We start from the raw sequence: 17,550 nt of genomic DNA, 5'->3' as shown, positions 1-17,550 counted from the left end.
GCGGTCGATGTCACGAGACGCACGAGGAGAGAATCCGGTGGTCACCCAGGAACAGCGCAAGCGTCAGCTCGCCCGGGAGAAGTTCTTGCGGCAGCAGCAGCGCCGCACGGCCGCGCGACGCAAGGCGCGCGTGCGCAACTCGGTGATCGCGTCGGTGCTCGGCGTGATCGTGATCGGCAGCCTCACGCTGTACACGACGGGCGTGCTCAAGGGCGACAAGGACGACAAGTCGAACACGAGCGCGGAGGCGAGCCCGGCCGCGTCGCCGAGCGCGGCGAAGGACCCGTGCGAGAAGGCCGCCGCGGGCACGGTGAAGAAGCTGTCGTGGAAGAAGGAACCGGCGGTCACCATCGACAAGTCGGCCGACTACACGATGAAGCTGGCCACGACCTGCGGTGACATCGACATAGCGCTGAAGGCGTCCGCGGCCCCGCACACGGTCAACTCCTTCGACTTCCTCGCCGGCAAGGGCTACTTCGACCACACGAAGTGCCACCGGCTGACCACCAACGGGATCTACGTCCTGCAGTGCGGCGACCCCACGGGCAGTGGCAGCGGCGGACCGGGCTACACCATCCCGGACGAGAACCTGAAGGACAAGAGCCTCAAGGCCAACACCTACCCGGCGGGCACGGTCGCCATGGCCAACACCGGTCAGGCGCACACCGGCGGCAGCCAGTTCTTCCTCGTCTACCAGGACAGTTCGCTCCCGCCGAGCTACACCCCGTTCGGTACGGTGTCGGCCGAGGGCATGAAGGTCCTGAAGAAGATCGCCGCCGCGGGTGAGAACACCGGCGCCGGTGACGGTGCCCCGAACGCGACCGTGGTGATCAACAAGGCGACGGTCACGAAGTCCTGACTCCAGGGCGGCCAACTGCGGAATTCGGTCGCGCTGGATGCGGACAGGCGCCCCGCCGGTCGCCTATGTTGGCCGTGACGAAACTGTGGACGATGCCCGGGGGCGCCGTAGCCCCTCGGAGGCATCATGTGGAGGAGGCGCTGTGAGCAGCGACCCGTGGGGCCGCGTCGACGAGACGGGGACCGTGTACGTGCGTACGGCCGACGGCGAGCAGGTCGTCGGTTCCTGGCAGGCGGGCTCCCCCGAGGAGGCCTTGGCCTACTTCGAGCGCAAGTACGAGGGCCTGGTTGTCGAGATCGGCCTCCTCGAGAAGCGAGTGCAGACGACCGATCTGTCGGCGAAGGACGCCCAGGTCGCCATCGACCACATCCGCGAGCAGGTCGACGCGCATCACGTGGTGGGTGACCTGGACGCGCTGCGGGCCCGGCTGGACAAGCTGGTGCGGGCGGTCGAGTCGCGCCGCGAGGAGCGCAAGCAGCAGCGGGCCAAGCAGTCCGACGAGGCCCGGCACGCCAAGGAGGAGCTGGTCGCCGAGGCGGAGCAGCTCGCGCAGTCCGACCAGTGGCGGGCGGCCGGCGAGCGGCTGCGGGCCCTGGTGGACACCTGGAAGGGTCTGCCGCGCCTGGACCGCAAGTCCGACGACGAGCTGTGGCACCGGTTCTCGCACGCGCGCTCGGCGTTCTCCAAGCGCCGCAAGGCCCACTTCGCGCAGCTGGACGCGCAGCGCGAGGACGCCCGCCGGATCAAGGAGCGCCTGGTCGCGGAGGCCGAGGCGCTGTCGGGTTCGACGGACTGGGGTCCGACGGCGGCCCGCTACCGCGAGCTGATGGCCGACTGGAAGGCCGCGGGCCGCGCCCAGCGCGAGCACGAGGACGACCTGTGGAACCGCTTCCGCGGCGCCCAGGACGTGTTCTTCGCGGCGCGCAGTTCGGTCTTCGCCGAGCGGGACGCCGAGCAGACGGAGAACCTCAAGCTCAAGGAGGAGCTGGCCGAGGAGGCCGAGAAGATCCTCCCGGTCACGGACCTGAAGGCGGCGCGTGCCGCGTTCCGCTCGGTCAACGAGCGCTGGGAGGCCATCGGCCATGTGCCGCGGGACGCCCGGCCGAAGGTCGAGGGCCGGATGCACGCCGTGGAGCGGGCGATCCAGGAGGCCGAGGAGGCCGAGTGGCGCCGCACCAACCCGGAGGCACGCGCGCGTGCCGAGGGTCTGACCGGCCAGCTCCAGGCCGCGGTGGACAAGCTGCGGGCGCAGATCGACCAGGCCCGCGCCCAGGGCAACGCCTCCCGCGCCGACAAGCTGGAGCGCGAGCTGGAGGGCCGCCAGGCCCTGCTGGACCAGGCGCTCAAGGGTCTGCAGGAGTTCGGCGGCTGACCCGGATACGGCGGCTGCTACCGCCGACGGCATGAGGAAGGCCCCCGTACACGATGTACGGGGGCCTTCCTCATGCGCTGCTACGGGCGACGGGCCGAGGTCACCCGGTAGACGTCGTACACGCCCTCCACGCCCCGTACGGCCTTCAGGACGTGACCGAGGTGCTTCGGGTCGCCCATCTCGAAGGTGAAGCGGGAGGTCGCGACCCGGTCGCGGGAGGTCTGGACGGCCGCGGAGAGGATGTTGACGTGCTGGTCGGACAGTACACGGGTGACGTCCGACAGCAGCCGGGAGCGGTCCAGTGCCTCGACCTGGATGGCGACCAGGAAGACCGAGGACTGCGTGGGCGCCCACTCGACGTCCAGGATGCGCTCCGGCTCCCGGGACAGTGACTCCACGTTGACGCAGTCGCTGCGGTGAACCGATACACCACTACCGCGGGTGACGAACCCGATGATCGGGTCGCCTGGGACGGGCGTACAGCAGCGGGCCAGCTTGACCCAGACGTCGTCGACGCCCTTGACCACGACCCCGGGGTCCTGGTTGCTGCGCCGCTTGCGGCCGCGGGTGCGCGACGGCGGGACCGCCTCGTCCATCTCCTCGGTGGCCGCCTCCTCGCCGCCGAGCGCCTGCACCAGCTTCTGGACGACGTTCTGCGCGGCCACATGGCCCTCGCCGATCGCCGCGTACAGCGAGGAGATGTCGGGGTAGCGCATCTCGTGCGCCAGGGTGACCAGGGAGTCGCCGGTCAGGATGCGCTGGATCGGCAGGTTCTGCTTGCGCATGGCCCGCGCGATGGCGTCCTTGCCGTGTTCGATCGCCTCGTCGCGGCGTTCCTTGGAGAACCAGGCCCGGATCTTGTTGCGGGCCCGGGGCGACTTGACGAAGCCCAGCCAGTCGCGCGAGGGACCCGCGCCGGTGGCCTTGGAGGTGAAGACCTCGACGAGGTCGCCGTTGTCCAGCGTCGACTCGAGCGGTACGAGCCTGCCGTTGACCCGCGCTCCTATGGTGCGGTGGCCGACCTCGGTGTGGACCGCGTACGCGAAGTCGACCGGGGTGGCACCCGCGGGCAGCGCGATGACGTCACCCTTCGGGGTGAAGACGAAGACCTCGTTGCGGGACAGGTCGAAGCGCAGGGACTCCAGGAACTCGCTCGGGTCCTCGGTCTCCTTCTGCCAGTCGAGGAGCTGGCGCAGCCACGCCATGTCGTTGAGGTGGTCGTCCTTGCCCTTGCCGGCCTTCGGCACGTCGGTGCGCACCTTGGAGGCTCCGGCGACGGCCTCCTGCTTGTACTTCCAGTGCGCGGCGATGCCGTACTCGGCGCGGCGGTGCATGTCGAACGTACGGATCTGGAGTTCGACGGGCTTGCCGTTGGGCCCGATGACCGTCGTGTGCAGCGACTGGTACATGTTGAACTTGGGCATCGCGATGTAGTCCTTGAACCGCCCCGGAACCGGGTTCCAGCGGGCGTGGACGGTGCCCAGCGCCGCGTAGCAGTCGCGGACGGTGTCCACCAGGACGCGGATGCCGACCAGGTCGTAGATCTCCGCGAAGTCCCGGCCGCGGACGATCATCTTCTGGTAGACGCTGTAGTAGTGCTTGGGGCGGCCGGTGACGGTCGCCTTGATGCGGGCGGCGCGCAGGTCCGACTGGACCTCGTCGGTCACTATGGCCAGATACTCGTCACGCTTCGGTGCCCGCTCGGCCACCAGCCGGACGATCTCGTCGTACATCTTGGGGTAGAGGATCGCGAAGGCGAGGTCCTCCAGTTCCCACTTGATGGTGTTCATGCCGAGGCGGTGGGCGAGGGGCGCGTAGATCTCCAGGGTCTCGCGCGCCTTCTTCTCCTGCTTCTCGCGCTTGAGGTAGCGCATGGTGCGCATGTTGTGCAGGCGGTCGGCGAGCTTGATGACCAGGACGCGTGGGTCCTTGGCCATGGCGACGACCATCTTGCGCACGGTCTCGGCCTGCGCGGCCTCGCCGAACTTGACCTTGTCCAGCTTGGTGACGCCGTCGACGAGCAGGGCGACGACGTCGCCGAAGTCGCGGCGCAGGTCGTCGAGGCCGTACTCGGTGTCCTCGACGGTGTCGTGCAGCAGGCCCGCCATCAGCGTGGCCGGGTCCATGCCGAGCTCGGCGAGGATCGTGGTCACCGCGAGGGGGTGGGTGATGTACGGGTCGCCGCTCTTGCGCTTCTGGCCCCGGTGCCAGCGCTCGGCGACCTGGTAGGCCTTCTCGATCTGGCGCAGCGTCGCGGTCTCGACCTTGGCGTCGTTGCTGCGCACTATGCGCAGCAGCGGCTCCAGGACCGGGTTGTAGGGGTTGGCTCGCTGGACGCCGAGGCGGGCGAGACGGGCGCGGACGCGGTTGGAGGAGCCGGAGCGGGCGGGGGGCTGCGCGGTCGCGGAGCGCTCGGGCGGGGCCGGCTTGGGGCGCGGTTGCTCGGCCGGCCTGTCGACGGGCGCGGAACGGTCGTGCTCGACCGGGCCGCCGGCGTCGGCTTGCGCCGGCTTGGCCGCGGGTGCCGAGGCGGACTCGGGCTTGGCGGCTGTCAGGTGCTGGGCCTCGTCAGGCAAGAGGACTCCTCGTGCGCGATCCGGGTCCCCGGTCAGGCTCCGGAGGACCCATCGTAGCGATCCTGGGCTCCGGCATCGCCTTCAGGCCGATGTGAGGACCGTCAACCCGTGCAACGCGAGGGGCGGGCGCCGGATTCCTCCGGGCCCGCCCCTCGCGGCGCAGCGGTGTTCAGATGGTCAGCAGGGCGTCCAGCGGGGCCTCGCCCAGCGCGGCCCGCAGGCGGGGGCGGCCGTCGAGGAAGCTCAGTTCCATCAGGACGGCGACGCCCGCGACCTCGGCGCCCGCGCGGTGGATGAGCTGGATCGCGGCCTCGGCGGTGCCGCCGGTGGCGAGCACGTCGTCGACGATCAGGATCCGGTCGTCGGCGGTGAGGTCCTCGGCGTGCACCTCGATCTCCGCCGAGCCGTACTCCAGGTCGTAGGCCTGGCTGAGGGTGGCTCCGGGGAGCTTGCCCGCCTTGCGTACGGGGATGAAGCCGAGGCCGGCGCGGACGGCGACCGGGGCGCCCAGGATGAAGCCCCGGGCCTCCAGGCCGACGATCTTGGTGGCACCGGTGCGCTCGGCGATCGCCGCGAAGGCGTCGGTGAGCACGGTGAACGCCACCGGGTCCGCCAGGAGCGGGGTGATGTCCTTGAACATCACCCCCTGCTCCGGGTAGTCGGCCACATCGCGGATACGGCTGAGCAGCAGCGCCGTGGTGTCGACGACGTCGGTCATCGGCGCTTCCCCGAAGGCCTGCGCCGGCTGCGCGGCGCGGACTGGTCGCGCGGTCCGACGACCGCCGGGGTGGCGTCCTCGGGGTCGCCCCCGAGGTCACCGCGGACGTCGGCCAGTTCCTCGTCGGCGGCGGCCTGGGCCCGCTTGGCGAGGACGCGCTTCCTGAGGGCCTTCATCTGCGGCTCGCGCTCCTTGAGGTCGGCGACGAGCGGGGTGGCGATGAAGATCGAGGAGTAGGCACCGGCCGCGAGACCGACGAACAGCGACAGCGAGATGTCGTTGAGCGTGCCCGCGCCGAGGAAACCGCCGCCGATGAACAGCAGGCCCGCCACCGGCAGCAGCGCGACCACCGTGGTGTTGATGGAACGGACCAGGGTGCCGTTGATCGAGCGGTTGGCGACCTCGCTGTAGGTGAAGCGGGTCTGCTTGGTGAGGTCCTTCGTCTGCTCCTTGAGGGAGTCGAAGACGACGACCGTGTCGTACAGCGAGTAACCGAGGATCGTGAGCAGACCGATCACCGTACCGGGCGTGACCTCGAAACCGACGAGGGCGTAGATGCCGACGGTGATGGTGATGTCGTGGATCAGGGCCACGAGCGCCGCGATGGCCATGCGCCATTCGAAGGCGATCGCCAGGTAGATCACGACGAGGACCATGAAGATCGCCAGGCCCTGCCAGGCCTTGTTGGCGATCTGGTCACCCCAGCTGGGACCGACGAGGTCGGCGTTGATGGTCTCCGCGTCAACCTTGAAGTCCTTGGCGAGGTCGTTCTTGATCTCGTCGGACTGCTTGATGTCCATGCCGGCGATCTGGATGCGCACCGAGCCGTCGCCGAGCTTCTGCACGACCGCCTCGTGACCCGAGGCCGCCTTGGCCGCCTCCTCGGCCTGCGAGACGGAGATGCCGCTCTTCTTCGCCGTGGTGAAGACGGCGCCGCCCTGGAAGTCGATGCCCATGTTCAGGCCGCGCACCGCCAGGCCGAGGACGGCCGTGATGGTGATCAGGATCGAGATCCCGTACCAGAGCTTGCGGTGCCCGATGAAGTCGTAGCTGATCTCGCCACGGTGCAGCCGCGCGCCGAGGTTACCGAGTTTGGACATCGCTCACGCCTCCTTCGTCTCGACGGGGCCGGCGACAGGGCCGCCGGGACGGCGGGTGCGGCGCAGCGGCGGCTGGGCACCCAGGCTCTTCGGGTCGAGGCCGGACCACTTGTGGCCGTCCGCGAAGAACTTCCGCCGAGCGATGAGCGTCATCAGCGGCTTGGTGAAGAAGAAGACCACGACCACGTCGAGGACGGTGGTCAGGCCCAGCGTGAACGCGAAGCCCTGGACCTTGCCGACCGTGACGATGAAGAGCACCGCGGCGGCGAGGAACGACACGAAGTCGGAGACCAGGATGGTGCGCCGGGCGCGCGGCCAGGCCCGCTCGACGGCGGGGCGCAGGGTGCGCCCCTCGCGGATCTCGTCCCGGACTCGTTCGAAGTACACGATGAACGAGTCCGCCGTGATACCGATGGCGACGATGGCGCCGCAGACCGCCGGCAGGTTGAGCGCGAAGCCGATGGCCGGGCCGAGCAGCGCCATGAGCACGTAGGTCAGGGCCGCCGAGACCAGCAGCGAGGCCAGCGCGATGAGCGCGAGGCCGCGGTAGTAGGCCACCAGGTAGAGGACGACCAGGGCGAGGCCGATGGCGCCCGCGAGCAGACCGGCGTGCAGCTGGTCGCCGCCGAGGGCCGCCGTCACGGTGGTCGTGCTCTGCTCGTCGAAGGTGAGCGGGAGCGCGCCGTAGGACAGCATGTTGGCGAGGCTCTGGGCCTCCTCCTGCTTGAAGCTGCCGGAGATCTGGGCCTGTCCGCCGGTGATGGCGTTCTGCACGAACGGACTGGAGACGACGTCGCCGTCCAGCACGATGGCGAACTCGTTCTGCGGCTGCTGGTTCTGCGCGAGCTGGCCGGTGATGTCGGCGAACTTCTTGGTGCCCTTGCCGGTGAAGGTCATGTTGACCTGCCAGCCGGCCGCGCCCTGGGTGTCGAAGACGGCCGAGGCCTTCTTGACGTCGGTGCCGTCGACAGCGGCCGGGCCGAGCAGGTACTTGTACCAGACCTTGTCGATCTGACCGCAGGCCACGGTCGCATCGCCGGGCTTGACGCCCTCCGTCGCCTGGATGCGGGCTTCTTCCTTGGTGCAGTCGAGAGCCGCGTACTTGGCCTGGAGTGCGGCGTCGCCCGCGGAGGCGGTGCCGCCGGCCGAGGCCGACGGGCTGGGGGACGCCTTCGTCCTGGCGCTCGCGGACGCCGACGGAGTGCCGTCGGCCTTGAGCGCGTCGGTGACGGCGCGGCCCTGCGAGGTGGCGCTCGCCGACGGGGAGGACGAGGAGCTCGCCTTCTCGCCGGAGCCGGAGGCGCCCGCGGACGGGCTCGCGGTCGAACTCGGCGAGGCGCTGGAGGAGCCCGTGGCGGACGCGCTCGGCGAGGCGGTGCCCGCTGCGGTGCCCGTGGCCTCCTGGGCCAGGACGGGACGGAAGTACAGCTTGGCGGTGGTGCCGACCTGCGCGCGGGCTTCCTTGGAGTTGGTGCCCTTGGGGATGTTCACGATGATGTTGCGGTCGCCCTGGGTCTGCACCTCCGCCTCTGAGACGCCCAGCCCGTTGACACGGCGGTTCATGATCTCCACCGCGGTGTCCATGTTGGCCTTGTTGATCGCGGACCCCTGGTCGGCCTTCGCCTCCAGCGTGATGCTGGTGCCGCCGGCAAGGTCGATGCCGAGTCGCGGGGTCGTCTGCCCGGTGGCGAACATGCCCCCGGTGAGCCCCACGATGGCGATCAGGATCAGGGCCAGCGAGCGCCCTGGCTTGCTCTGGGCGCTCGCGCTCCGGCCCTTCTTAGGTGCTGCCACCTTCTTGTACTCCCTCTCGGGCCGCCTCGTGCCTGGTCAGGACGGCGGCCATGACATGTAGTCGGGATCCCGTGCGAGATGCGCACGCCCCGGGGCGCACGGATGTGATCCGTGGGCTCCGGGGGCGTGACTACTTCTTCGCGTCGGAGTCGCCGTCGGTCTTCTTCGGCTCCTCGTCGGCCTCGGCCTGCTGGGCCTCGGGCTCGTCGGCCTTCACCGCGTCCTCGTCGGACGCACCCTTCTTGCCGAGGTCGACGGACTTGTCGTCGGAGGCGGCGGCAGCTTCGTCGGCGGACTCGTCGGCGTCGGCGGGGTCGGTGAGGGAGGAGGCGTCGTCGGGGACGACGTCGGAGTCGGACTTCAGGTCGTGCTCGATGCCGTGGACGATGCGGTTGTACTCGTCGTCGGTCAGGACGGCCCCGATCGCGTTCTTCGCGAAGAGCAGTTCCACGCCCGGGCCCGCGTCGAGGAGGACCGTGTCGTCACTGACCTCCTTGACCGTCGCGTACATGCCCCCGATCGTGCGGATGCCACTGCCGGGCTGCATCTGGTTCCGCATGTCGGCGGCCTGCTGCTGCTTCTTCTTGGCCGACCGGGTCATCAGGAACATGGCCCCGATGAGCACGATGAACGGCAGGAGGGTCAAAGGACTCACGGGTTGGAACTTCCTTCATGCGACCGCGATGGCTGAGCGGCCTGATGGATGGGGGTTGGTTGGTTGTGTGCTGCCGACAAACGCGGCATCGGCGGAGTCTAAGCGAGTCCGCGTGCATGGAACAACGCTCAGCATGGCACCTGGGTTCCTGGCCCCGCCATTGCCCCCGCCGATGAACCGCTCAGGTCCCGAACAGGTCCTGTTGTCCGTTTCCTGCCGTGGCGGTGCGGGGCGGGGTGAGGCCGAGGTGCGCCCAGGCGGCCGGGGTGGCCACTCGTCCCCGCGGGGTGCGGGCGAGCAGTCCCTCGCGCACGAGGAACGGTTCGGCCACCTCTTCCACGGTCTCACGTTCCTCGCCCACGGCGACGGCGAGCGTGGAGAGACCGACCGGGCCGCCGCCGAACAGCTTCAGCAGCGCCTTGAGGACCGCGCGGTTGAGGCGGTCGAGGCCGCGGGCGTCGACCTCGTAGACGGCGAGGGCGGCCGAGGCGATGTCGCGGGTGACCACACCGTCGGCCTTGACCTGCGCGTAGTCGCGGACCCGGCGCAGCAGGCGGTTGGCGATCCGGGGCGTGCCGCGGGAGCGGCCGGCGATCTCGGCGGCGCCGGCGGGGTCGATCTCGACGTCGAGCAGATGGGCGGAACGGTGGACGACGCGCTGGAGCTCGGCGGGCTCGTAGAACTCCATGTGCGCGGTGAAGCCGAACCGGTCGCGCAGCGGGGGCGGCAGCAGGCCCGCGCGGGTGGTGGCGCCGACCAGGGTGAAGGGCGGGAGTTCGAGGGGGATGGCGGTGGCGCCGGGGCCCTTGCCGACGATGACGTCGACGCGGAAGTCCTCCATGGCCATGTAGAGCATCTCCTCGGCGGGCCGGGACATGCGGTGGATCTCGTCGAGGAAGAGGACCTCGCCCTCCTGGAGGGAGGAGAGGATCGCGGCGAGGTCGCCGGCGTGCTGGATGGCGGGGCCGGAGGTGATCCGGATGGGGGCGCCCATCTCGGCGGCGATGATCATGGAGAGGGTGGTCTTGCCGAGGCCGGGGGCGCCGGAGAGCAGCACGTGGTCGGCGGTGGCGCCGCGCGCGCGGGCGGCGCGCAGGACGAGGTCGAGCTGTTCGCGCACCTTCTCCTGGCCGATGAACTCACCCAGGTCCTTGGGGCGCAGGGCGGCCTCGACGGCCTGGTCCTCGCGGTCGGCGACGGAGCCCACCAGCCGCTCGGCGTCGGTGTCGGTCGGGTCGTCCCAGTTCATTGATGTGCCTCGGGGGGTGTGGGTCGGCGTGCGGGGTCAGCGGGCGCGGTTGAGCGTCTGGAGGGCGGCCTTGAGGAGCAGGCCGACCTGCGGGGTGCCGTCTACGGCCTCGGCCTGCGGGGCGACCGCGGCCACGGCCTCGTCGGCCTCGCGGGTGGCGTAGCCCAGGCCGATCAGGGCGGCGTGCAGCTGGTCGCGCCAGCCCTGGGTGACCGGGGCGCCGACCACGGGGGCGCCGATCGGCTCGCCGAGACGGTCCTTCAGCTCCAGCAGCAGCTTCTGGGCGCCCCTCTTGCCGATGCCGGGGACGGCGATCAGCGCTTTCTCGTCACCGGTGGACACGGCTCGGCGCAACGCGTCGGGCGCGTGCACCGACAGCATGGCCTGCGCGAGCCGGGGTCCGACCCCGCTCGCGGTCTGGAGCAGCTCGAAGACCTGGCGCTCGTCGTCGTCCACGAACCCGTACAGCGTGAGGGAGTCCTCGCGGACCACCAGGGACGTCGCCAGTCTGGCCTGCTGGCCCGTCCGCAGGCCGGCGAGGGTGTTCGGCGTGCACTGGACGGCGATGCCGATGCCGCCCACCTCGACCACCGCGGAGTCGGGGGCGAGGGCGGCGATCGGTCCGCTCACGAAGGCGATCATCCCGTACGGCCTTTCGATGTGTGCAGGGCGACGGCCTGCTGGAGTCGGTTCTGCGCGGGGGCGCGCCAGATGTGGCAGATGGCGAGGGCGAGGGCGTCGGCGGCGTCGGCGGGCCTGGGGGGCGCGGCGAGCCGGAGCAGCCGGGTGACCATGGCGCCGACCTGGGCCTTGTCGGCGCGGCCGCTGCCGGTGACGGCGGCCTTGACCTCGCTGGGGGTGTGCAGGGCGACGGGGATGTCGCGGCGGGCGGCGCACAGCATGGCGACGGCGCTGGCCTGGGCGGTGCCCATGACCGTACGCACGTTGTGCTGGCTGAAGACCCGCTCCACGGCGACGAAATCGGGGCGGTACTCGTCGAGCCACTGTTCGATGCCCTGCTCGACGGCCACCAGGCGCCGGCCGAGCTCGGCGTCGGCGGGGGTGCGGACGACTCCCACGCCGAGCATGGTGAGCGGGCGGCCCGCCACCCCCTCGACGACGCCGACACCGCACCGGGTCAGTCCCGGGTCCACCCCCAGTACCCGCACACGCCCTCCCCTCGACCACCTGTTTGTGCAGGCTATCCGGTACCACTGACAACGCGACGGGCCGACGGGTGTGTCCCGTCGGCCCGTTCGAGCGTGAGCGTCGGCTCAGGCGTCGACCTTCTCCATGACCTCGTCGCTGACGTCGAAGTTGGCGAAGACGTTCTGCACGTCGTCGCTGTCCTCGAGGGCGTCGATGAGCTTGAAGATCTTCTTGGCGCCCTCCTCGTCCAGCTCGACCTGCATGGTCGGGACGAAGTTGGCCTCGGCCGAGTCGTAGTCGATGCCGGCCTCCTGCAGGGCGGTGCGGACCGCGACCAGGTCGGTGGCCTCGCTGAGCACCTCGAAGGACTCGCCGAGGTCGTTGACCTCCTCGGCGCCCGCGTCCAGGACGGCGCCCAGGACGTCGTCCTCGCCCAGCTCGCCCTTGGGGACGATGACGACGCCCTTGCGGTGGAAGAGGTACGACACCGAGCCCGGGTCGGCCATGGAGCCGCCGTTGCGGGTCATGGCGACGCGGACGTCGGAGGCGGCGCGGTTGCGGTTGTCGGTGAGGCACTCGATGAGCACCGCGACACCGTTCGGGCCGTAACCCTCGTACATGATCGTCTCGTAGTCGGCACCGCCGGCCTCGAGACCACCGCCGCGCTTGATCGCGGAGTCGATGTTCTTGTTCGGCACCGACTGCTTCTTGGCCTTCTGCACGGCGTCGTAGAGGGTCGGGTTGCCCTCCAGGTCGACACCGCCCATGCGCGCCGCGACCTCGATGTTCTTGATCAGCTTCGCGAAGAGCTTGCCGCGCTTGGCGTCGATCACGGCCTTCTTGTGCTTCGTCGTAGCCCATTTAGAGTGGCCGGACATCTGCCTGTCTCCTTCGCGTAACCATCCACATAACGAACTCCCCGGGCCCCGAGGACCCGGGGGGACCCCCCGAGATCCTACAAGGACTCCGCCGTACGGTTCGCGCGCACCATGTCGACGAACAGGGAGTGCACGCGGTGGTCGCCGGTCAGTTCCGGGTGGAAGGACGTGGCGAGCGCGTTGCCCTGGCGGACCGCGACGATGTGCCCGTCGTGCTCGGCGAGCACGTCGGCGGCGGCGCCGACGGACTCCACCCAGGGGGCGCGGATGAAGACGCCCTCCACGGGGTCGCCCGGGACACCCCGCACGTCCACCGCCGCCTCGAAGGACTCGTTCTGGCGTCCGAAGGCGTTGCGGCGCACGATCATGTCGATGCCGCCGATCGTCTCCTGGCCCGAGCGCGGGTCGAGGATCTTGTCGGCGAGCAGGATCAGACCGGCGCAGGTGCCGTAGACGGGCATCCCGGCCCGCACGCGCGCGCGGAGGGGTTCCATCAGGCCGAACAGGACGGCCAGCTTGGAGATCGTGGTGGACTCGCCGCCGGGGACGACCAGGCCGTCCACCTCGGCGAGTTCCTCGGGGCGCCGGACCGGCCTGGCCACGGCATCGGCCGCGGCCAGGGCGATCAGGTGCTCCCGTACGTCGCCCTGGAGGGCCAGGACGCCTATGACAGGAGTACTCATCGGGACTACCAGCCGCGGTTGGCGTAGCGCTCGGCCTCGGGGAGGGTGTCGCAGTTGATGCCGACCATGGCCTCGCCCAGGTTGCGGGACGCGTCCGCGATGATCTTCGGGTCGTCGTAGAAGGTGGTGGCCTTCACGATGGCGGCGGCGCGCTTGGCCGGGTCGCCGGACTTGAAGATGCCGGAGCCGACGAAGACGCCCTCGGCGCCGAGCTGGCGCATCAGCGCGGCGTCGGCGGGGGTGGCCACGCCACCGGCGGAGAACAGCACGACGGGGAGCTTGCCGAGCTCGGCGACCTCCTTGACCAGCTCGTACGGGGCGCGCAGCTCCTTGGCGGCGGCGTACAGCTCGTTGTTGTCGTAGCCGCGCAGCCGGGCGATCTCGTTCTTGATCTGGCGCAGGTGGCGGACCGCCTCGACGACGTTGCCGGTGCCGGCCTCGCCCTTGGAGCGGATCATCGCGGCGCCCTCGGCGATCCGGCGCAGGGCCTCGCCCAGGTTGGTGGCGCCGCAGACGAACGGCGTGGTGAAGGCCCACTTGTCGGAGTGGTTGACCTCGTCGGCCGGGGTGAGGACCTCGGACTCGTCGATGTAGTCGACGCCGAGGGACTGCAGGACCTGGGCCTCGACGAAGTGGCCGATGCGGGACTTGGCCATGACCGGGATCGAGACGGCCTCGATGATGCCCTCGATCATGTCGGGGTCGGACATCCGGGCCACGCCGCCGTCCTTGCGGATGTCGGCCGGGACCCGCTCGAGGGCCATGACGGCGACGGCGCCCGCGTCCTCGGCGATCTTCGCCTGCTCCGGCGTGACGACGTCCATGATCACGCCGCCCTTGAGCTGCTCGGCCATGCCGCGCTTCACGCGCGCGGTGCCGGTCTCGGGAGCCTGGTTCTCGGTGGTGGACACGGGTGACCTCACTGGAAAGGGAAGAGGGGATTGTGCAATCACCGAGGAAACGGGAGGGGAACAGTCCGCAGCAAGGGCCAATGGGAAGGCGGTGGATCGTTTTCGGCCCGGACGCGTCGAGGAGCGGCGTCAGGCCGCGCGGTCGGCGAGGGCGGCGGGCGCCTCGTCGTCCATCTCGAAGGCCATCGGGAACGGCGCGTGGCCGGCCAGCCGGAACCAGCGGACCTTGCGGTGCTCGCGCAGACGGCGGGCGGCACCGACGGCGTCGTTGTGGAAGCGGCGGGCCATGGGGACCCGGCGGACGGCCTCGGTCAGCTCATGGGTCGCCGCCTCTCCCCCGGGCGCCTCGCGCACCGCCTCCACCTGCTGGCTGTCCGCGAAGACGGCCCTCAGGGCCTGGCTCAGCTCGCTCTCGGCGACCTCCCGCTGCTCCTCCTCGGCCTGCCGTGCGCCGTGCGCCGCCTCGTACAGCACGATCGAGGCGGCCGGGTCGAGGACCCCCGAGGTGGCCAGCTCCTGGGCGACGGACGCCCGGCGGAGCAGCTGCGCGTCCAGCGCCGCCCGGGCGGCGTCGATGCGGGAGTGCAGGCGGTCCAGGCGGCCCGCCGTCCAGCTCAGGTACAGGCCGATCGCGACGAGGACGACGAGGGCCCAGATGAGGGTTGCGGTCACGGTCGGCAAGGCTATCGGCACCCCCTCCCGCACGGACCCGCACGGTCGCGCGCCGACACCCCGGGCGATCAGTCGCGGGCCAGGCCCAGGCGGGCCCTGAGGCCCGGGCCGCTTCGGTCGTCGTCGCTGGCGGCCACCGCCGCCGCGCCCGCGGTGACCGTCTCGTACACCGACAGGATGTCCGCGCCGACGGTCGACCAGTCGAAGCGGCGGACGTGGGCGCTGCCCCGCTCCCGCAGCTCCGCGCGGCGCTGCGGGTCGCCCAGGAGCCGTACGGCCGCCTCGGCCAGCGCGTCCGCGTCCTCGTTGGCGAACAGCTCGCCCGCCGCGCCCTGGTCGAGGACCTGGGCGAAGGCGTCCAGGTCGGAGGCGAGGACGGGCGCGCCCGCCGACATGGCCTCGACGAGGATGATGCCGAAGCTCTCGCCGCCGGTGTTGGGGGCGACGTACAGGTCGACGCTGCGCAGGAAGCGGGCCTTGTCCTCGTCGCTGACCATGCCGAGGAACTCCACCCGCGCGCGCAGTTCCTTCGGGAGGTCGGCCACCGCCTCCTGCGCGTCGCCTCGGCCGGCGATCAGCAGCCGGGCGCCGGGCCGCTCGGCGAAGATTTTCGGCAGTGCCCTCATCAGCACCGGCAGGCCCTTGCGGGGCTCGTCGATCCGGCCGACGAAGCCGATCGTCCCGCCCTGCCACTCGGCCTTGGGTTCGGCCCGGGCGAAGAAGTCGACGTCGACGCCGTTGGGGATGACGACCGCGTCCCCGCCGAGATGCTCCACCAACGTGCGGCGGGCGTACTCGCTGACCGCGATCCGCGCACTGATCTTCTCCAGGGCGGCCTGGAGGATCGCGTACGCGGCGATCATCGCGCGCGAGCGCGGGTTGGAGGTGTGGAAGGTCGCCACGATGGGGCCCTGCGCCGCCCAGCAGGCCAGCAGGCCCAGGGAGGGGGACGTCGGCTCGTGGATGTGGATGACGTCGAAGGAGCCGTCGTGCAGCCAGCGGCGTACGCGCGCGGCGCTGAGGAAGCCGAAGTTGAGCCGGGCCACCGAGCCGTTGTACGGCACCGGGACCGCGCGGCCGGCCGAGACGACGTACGGCGGCAGCGGGGTGTCGTCGTCCGCCGGGGCGAGGACGGACACCTCGTGACCGAGCCGGATGAAGTACTCGGCGAGGTCGCGGATGTGGAACTGGACGCCGCCCGGCACGTCCCAGGAGTACGGGCAGACGATGCCGATCCTCATGCGGTCCCCCCGGGACCCCGACGCGCGGGGTCGAGATCCGCGCGCCACAACCGCTGAAGCATGTGCCAGTCCTCCGGATGGTCGGCGATGCCCGAGGCGAAGGCGTCTGCCAGGGCCTGTGTCATGACAGACGTCTTCTCGGCCCGCGTACCTGACCGGGGTACCTCGATCGGGGGATGGACGCGGCCCTGCATGACGGGCGAGTCGTCGTACCAGAGCGTGACGGGGAGCAGCAGGGCGTCGGTCTGCTGGGCGAGCAGGGCCGGCCCCGCGGGCATCGTCGCGATGTCGCCGAAGAAGTCCACCGCGACGCCCGAGGCGGACAGGTCGCGCTCGGCGACCAGACAGACCAGCCCGCCGTCGCGCAGCCGCCGGGCCAGGGTGCCGAAGGCGCTGCCGCCGCTGTGCGGCAGGACCTCCATGCCGAGGCCCTCGCGGTAGGCGACGAAACGGTCGTACAGGGACTCCGGCCTGAGTCGTTCGGCGACCGTGGTGAACGGGGTCCGGAGCTCGGTGGTGACCCAGGCGCCGGCGAGGTCCCAGTTCGCCATGTGGGGCAGGGCGAGGACGACGCCCCGGTCGGAGGCGATGCCGTCGGTGAGGTGGTGGACGTCCTTGGGGTCGAAGCCGGCCCTGATCCGCGCCTCGCTCCACGCGGGCAGCCGGAACGACTCCATCCAGTAGCGCAGGTACGAGCGCATGCCCGCGCGCGAGAGCTCGGCGAGCCGCTCGGGACTCGTGTCCGGCACCACGCGCGCGTAGTTGCTCTCCAGTCGCCGTACGCCCGTGCCGCGCTTGCGCCAGGCCAGGTCGGCGACGGTCTGCCCGAGGCGCACCGCGGCCGGCTCGGGGAGCTTCTTCACGGTGCTCCAGCCGAGACCGTACAGCGCGTCGGTCAGCCGCTCCCGGGGGCTCACTTCGCGGCCTCGCTCCCCCGGGTCTGCGTGGGGTCGGCGTCCTCCGTGGCCTGCGTGGTCTCCGCGGTGTCCGTGACCGTGACCGGGGTGGTCTCCGCGGCCGCCGCGGCCTCCGCCTCGGCCGACTCCCGCCGGACCGTGACGACCCGCTGGATCAGCGTGACCAGGCTGCCGACGGCCACGATCCACAGGGCGACGGGCAGCAGGTACTGGATGCCCGGCACGCCGAACGTGTGCAGCCCCGCGAGCCCGGCCGCGACCAGGGAGACCACCAGGCGTTCGGCCCGCTCGACGAGCCCGTTGACGGCGACCGGCAGGCCGATCGATTCGCCACGGGCCTTCGTATAGGACACCACCTGGCCGCTGGCCAGACAGAAGATCGAGACGGCGCACAGGACGTTGTCGTCGCCGTTGCCCGCGTACCAGAGGGCGAAGCCGCCGAAGATCGCGCCGTCGGCCACCCGGTCGAGGGTGGAGTCCAGGAAGGCGCCCCAGCGGCTGGACCGGCCGAGCTGGCGGGCCATGTTGCCGTCGACGAGGTCGGAGAACACGAAGAGCGTGATCACGACCGTGCCCCAGAAGAACTCTCCCCTGGGGTAGAAGACCAGCGCTCCCGCGACCACACCGGCGGTGCCGATCAGCGTGACCGTGTCGGGGCTGACGCCCCGCCTGATCAGAAATGCGGCGAACGGCGTGAGGACACGCGTGAAGAACGCACGCGCGTACTTGTTCAGCATGGCCTTCCCGAGGTTCGGTTGGCCGCGCGGCCCCTGCTG

17 protein-coding genes are annotated in these 17,550 nt (G+C 70.8%); 2 read left to right on the top strand and 15 right to left on the bottom strand.

What is annotated here, in order from left to right:
* The first annotated feature begins 37 nt into the window (after positions 1-37).
* Entirely contained in the window at positions 38-859 is an 822-nt protein-coding gene (locus tag U5640_RS37120) for a peptidylprolyl isomerase (protein ID WP_340382980.1), read from the top strand.
* Positions 860-1,001: 142 nt separating this feature from the next.
* Positions 1,002-2,231, top strand: coding sequence for a DUF349 domain-containing protein (locus U5640_RS37115; RefSeq protein WP_340382978.1), 1,230 nt, complete (start codon positions 1,002-1,004; stop codon positions 2,229-2,231).
* A gap of 80 nt (positions 2,232-2,311) precedes the next feature.
* Here U5640_RS37115 and U5640_RS37110 read toward each other — a convergent pair whose 3' ends face one another.
* From U5640_RS37110 to U5640_RS37040, 15 genes are all read right to left on the bottom strand, one after another.
* A complete protein-coding gene (locus U5640_RS37110) occupies positions 2,312-4,807 on the bottom strand; it encodes a bifunctional (p)ppGpp synthetase/guanosine-3',5'-bis(diphosphate) 3'-pyrophosphohydrolase (protein ID WP_340382976.1) in 2,496 nt (831 codons plus the stop codon).
* Positions 4,808-4,976: 169 nt separating this feature from the next.
* On the bottom strand, positions 4,977-5,525 hold the full coding sequence (locus U5640_RS37105) for an adenine phosphoribosyltransferase (RefSeq protein WP_340382974.1): 549 nt from the start codon (positions 5,523-5,525) through the stop codon (positions 4,977-4,979).
* Positions 5,522-6,625: a protein translocase subunit SecF gene (secF, locus tag U5640_RS37100; RefSeq protein ID WP_340382972.1), complete on the bottom strand. Its 1,104-nt coding sequence runs from the start codon at positions 6,623-6,625 to the stop codon at positions 5,522-5,524. The genes U5640_RS37105 and secF overlap by 4 nt, the downstream gene beginning before the upstream one ends.
* 3 nt (positions 6,626-6,628) lie before the next feature.
* Positions 6,629-8,419 carry a protein translocase subunit SecD gene (secD, locus tag U5640_RS37095; protein WP_340382970.1) on the bottom strand — a complete coding sequence of 597 codons (1,791 nt, stop codon included), beginning with the start codon at positions 8,417-8,419 and terminating at the stop codon, positions 6,629-6,631.
* A gap of 130 nt (positions 8,420-8,549) precedes the next feature.
* Entirely contained in the window at positions 8,550-9,074 is a 525-nt protein-coding gene (gene yajC / locus U5640_RS37090) for a preprotein translocase subunit YajC (protein ID WP_340382968.1), read from the bottom strand.
* A 181-nt stretch (positions 9,075-9,255) separates the two neighbouring features.
* Entirely contained in the window at positions 9,256-10,323 is a 1,068-nt protein-coding gene (gene ruvB, locus U5640_RS37085; protein WP_340382966.1) for a Holliday junction branch migration DNA helicase RuvB, read from the bottom strand.
* Between the two features lie 36 nt (positions 10,324-10,359).
* Entirely contained in the window at positions 10,360-10,965 is a 606-nt protein-coding gene (gene ruvA / locus U5640_RS37080; protein WP_340382964.1) for a Holliday junction branch migration protein RuvA, read from the bottom strand.
* Positions 10,962-11,492, bottom strand: coding sequence for a crossover junction endodeoxyribonuclease RuvC (gene ruvC, locus U5640_RS37075; protein ID WP_340382962.1), 531 nt, complete (start codon positions 11,490-11,492; stop codon positions 10,962-10,964). Before ruvC ends, ruvA begins: the two co-directional genes overlap by 4 nt.
* Positions 11,493-11,597: 105 nt before the next feature.
* Positions 11,598-12,350 (bottom strand): YebC/PmpR family DNA-binding transcriptional regulator, encoded by a 753-nt coding sequence (locus U5640_RS37070; protein ID WP_067250093.1) that lies wholly within the window; start codon positions 12,348-12,350, stop codon positions 11,598-11,600.
* A 77-nt stretch (positions 12,351-12,427) separates the two neighbouring features.
* Positions 12,428-13,033 carry a pyridoxal 5'-phosphate synthase glutaminase subunit PdxT gene (pdxT, locus tag U5640_RS37065; RefSeq protein ID WP_340382959.1) on the bottom strand — a complete coding sequence of 202 codons (606 nt, stop codon included), beginning with the start codon at positions 13,031-13,033 and terminating at the stop codon, positions 12,428-12,430.
* Between the two features lie 5 nt (positions 13,034-13,038).
* Positions 13,039-13,944, bottom strand: a complete 906-nt coding sequence (gene pdxS, locus U5640_RS37060; RefSeq protein WP_067250098.1) for a pyridoxal 5'-phosphate synthase lyase subunit PdxS — start codon at positions 13,942-13,944, stop codon at positions 13,039-13,041.
* Positions 13,945-14,073: 129 nt separating this feature from the next.
* Positions 14,074-14,616 (bottom strand): hypothetical protein, encoded by a 543-nt coding sequence (locus U5640_RS37055; protein WP_340382956.1) that lies wholly within the window; start codon positions 14,614-14,616, stop codon positions 14,074-14,076.
* A gap of 68 nt (positions 14,617-14,684) precedes the next feature.
* Positions 14,685-15,857, bottom strand: a complete 1,173-nt coding sequence (locus U5640_RS37050) for a glycosyltransferase family 4 protein (protein WP_340382954.1) — start codon at positions 15,855-15,857, stop codon at positions 14,685-14,687.
* Complete coding sequence (locus U5640_RS37045) at positions 15,854-16,774, bottom strand: phosphatidylinositol mannoside acyltransferase (protein ID WP_340382952.1); 921 nt, start codon at positions 16,772-16,774, stop codon at positions 15,854-15,856. The genes U5640_RS37050 and U5640_RS37045 overlap by 4 nt, the downstream gene beginning before the upstream one ends.
* Positions 16,771-17,511 carry a CDP-alcohol phosphatidyltransferase family protein gene (locus tag U5640_RS37040; protein WP_340382950.1) on the bottom strand — a complete coding sequence of 247 codons (741 nt, stop codon included), beginning with the start codon at positions 17,509-17,511 and terminating at the stop codon, positions 16,771-16,773. The genes U5640_RS37045 and U5640_RS37040 overlap by 4 nt, the downstream gene beginning before the upstream one ends.
* Positions 17,512-17,550 lie beyond the last annotated feature (39 nt).

It is taken from the genome of Streptomyces sp. SS7, from assembly GCF_037993025.1.
Taxonomy (GTDB): Bacteria; Actinomycetota; Actinomycetes; order Streptomycetales; family Streptomycetaceae; genus Streptomyces.
Note: the sequence above shows the minus strand (reverse complement) of the source record. Positions and strands in the feature narration are given on the sequence as shown.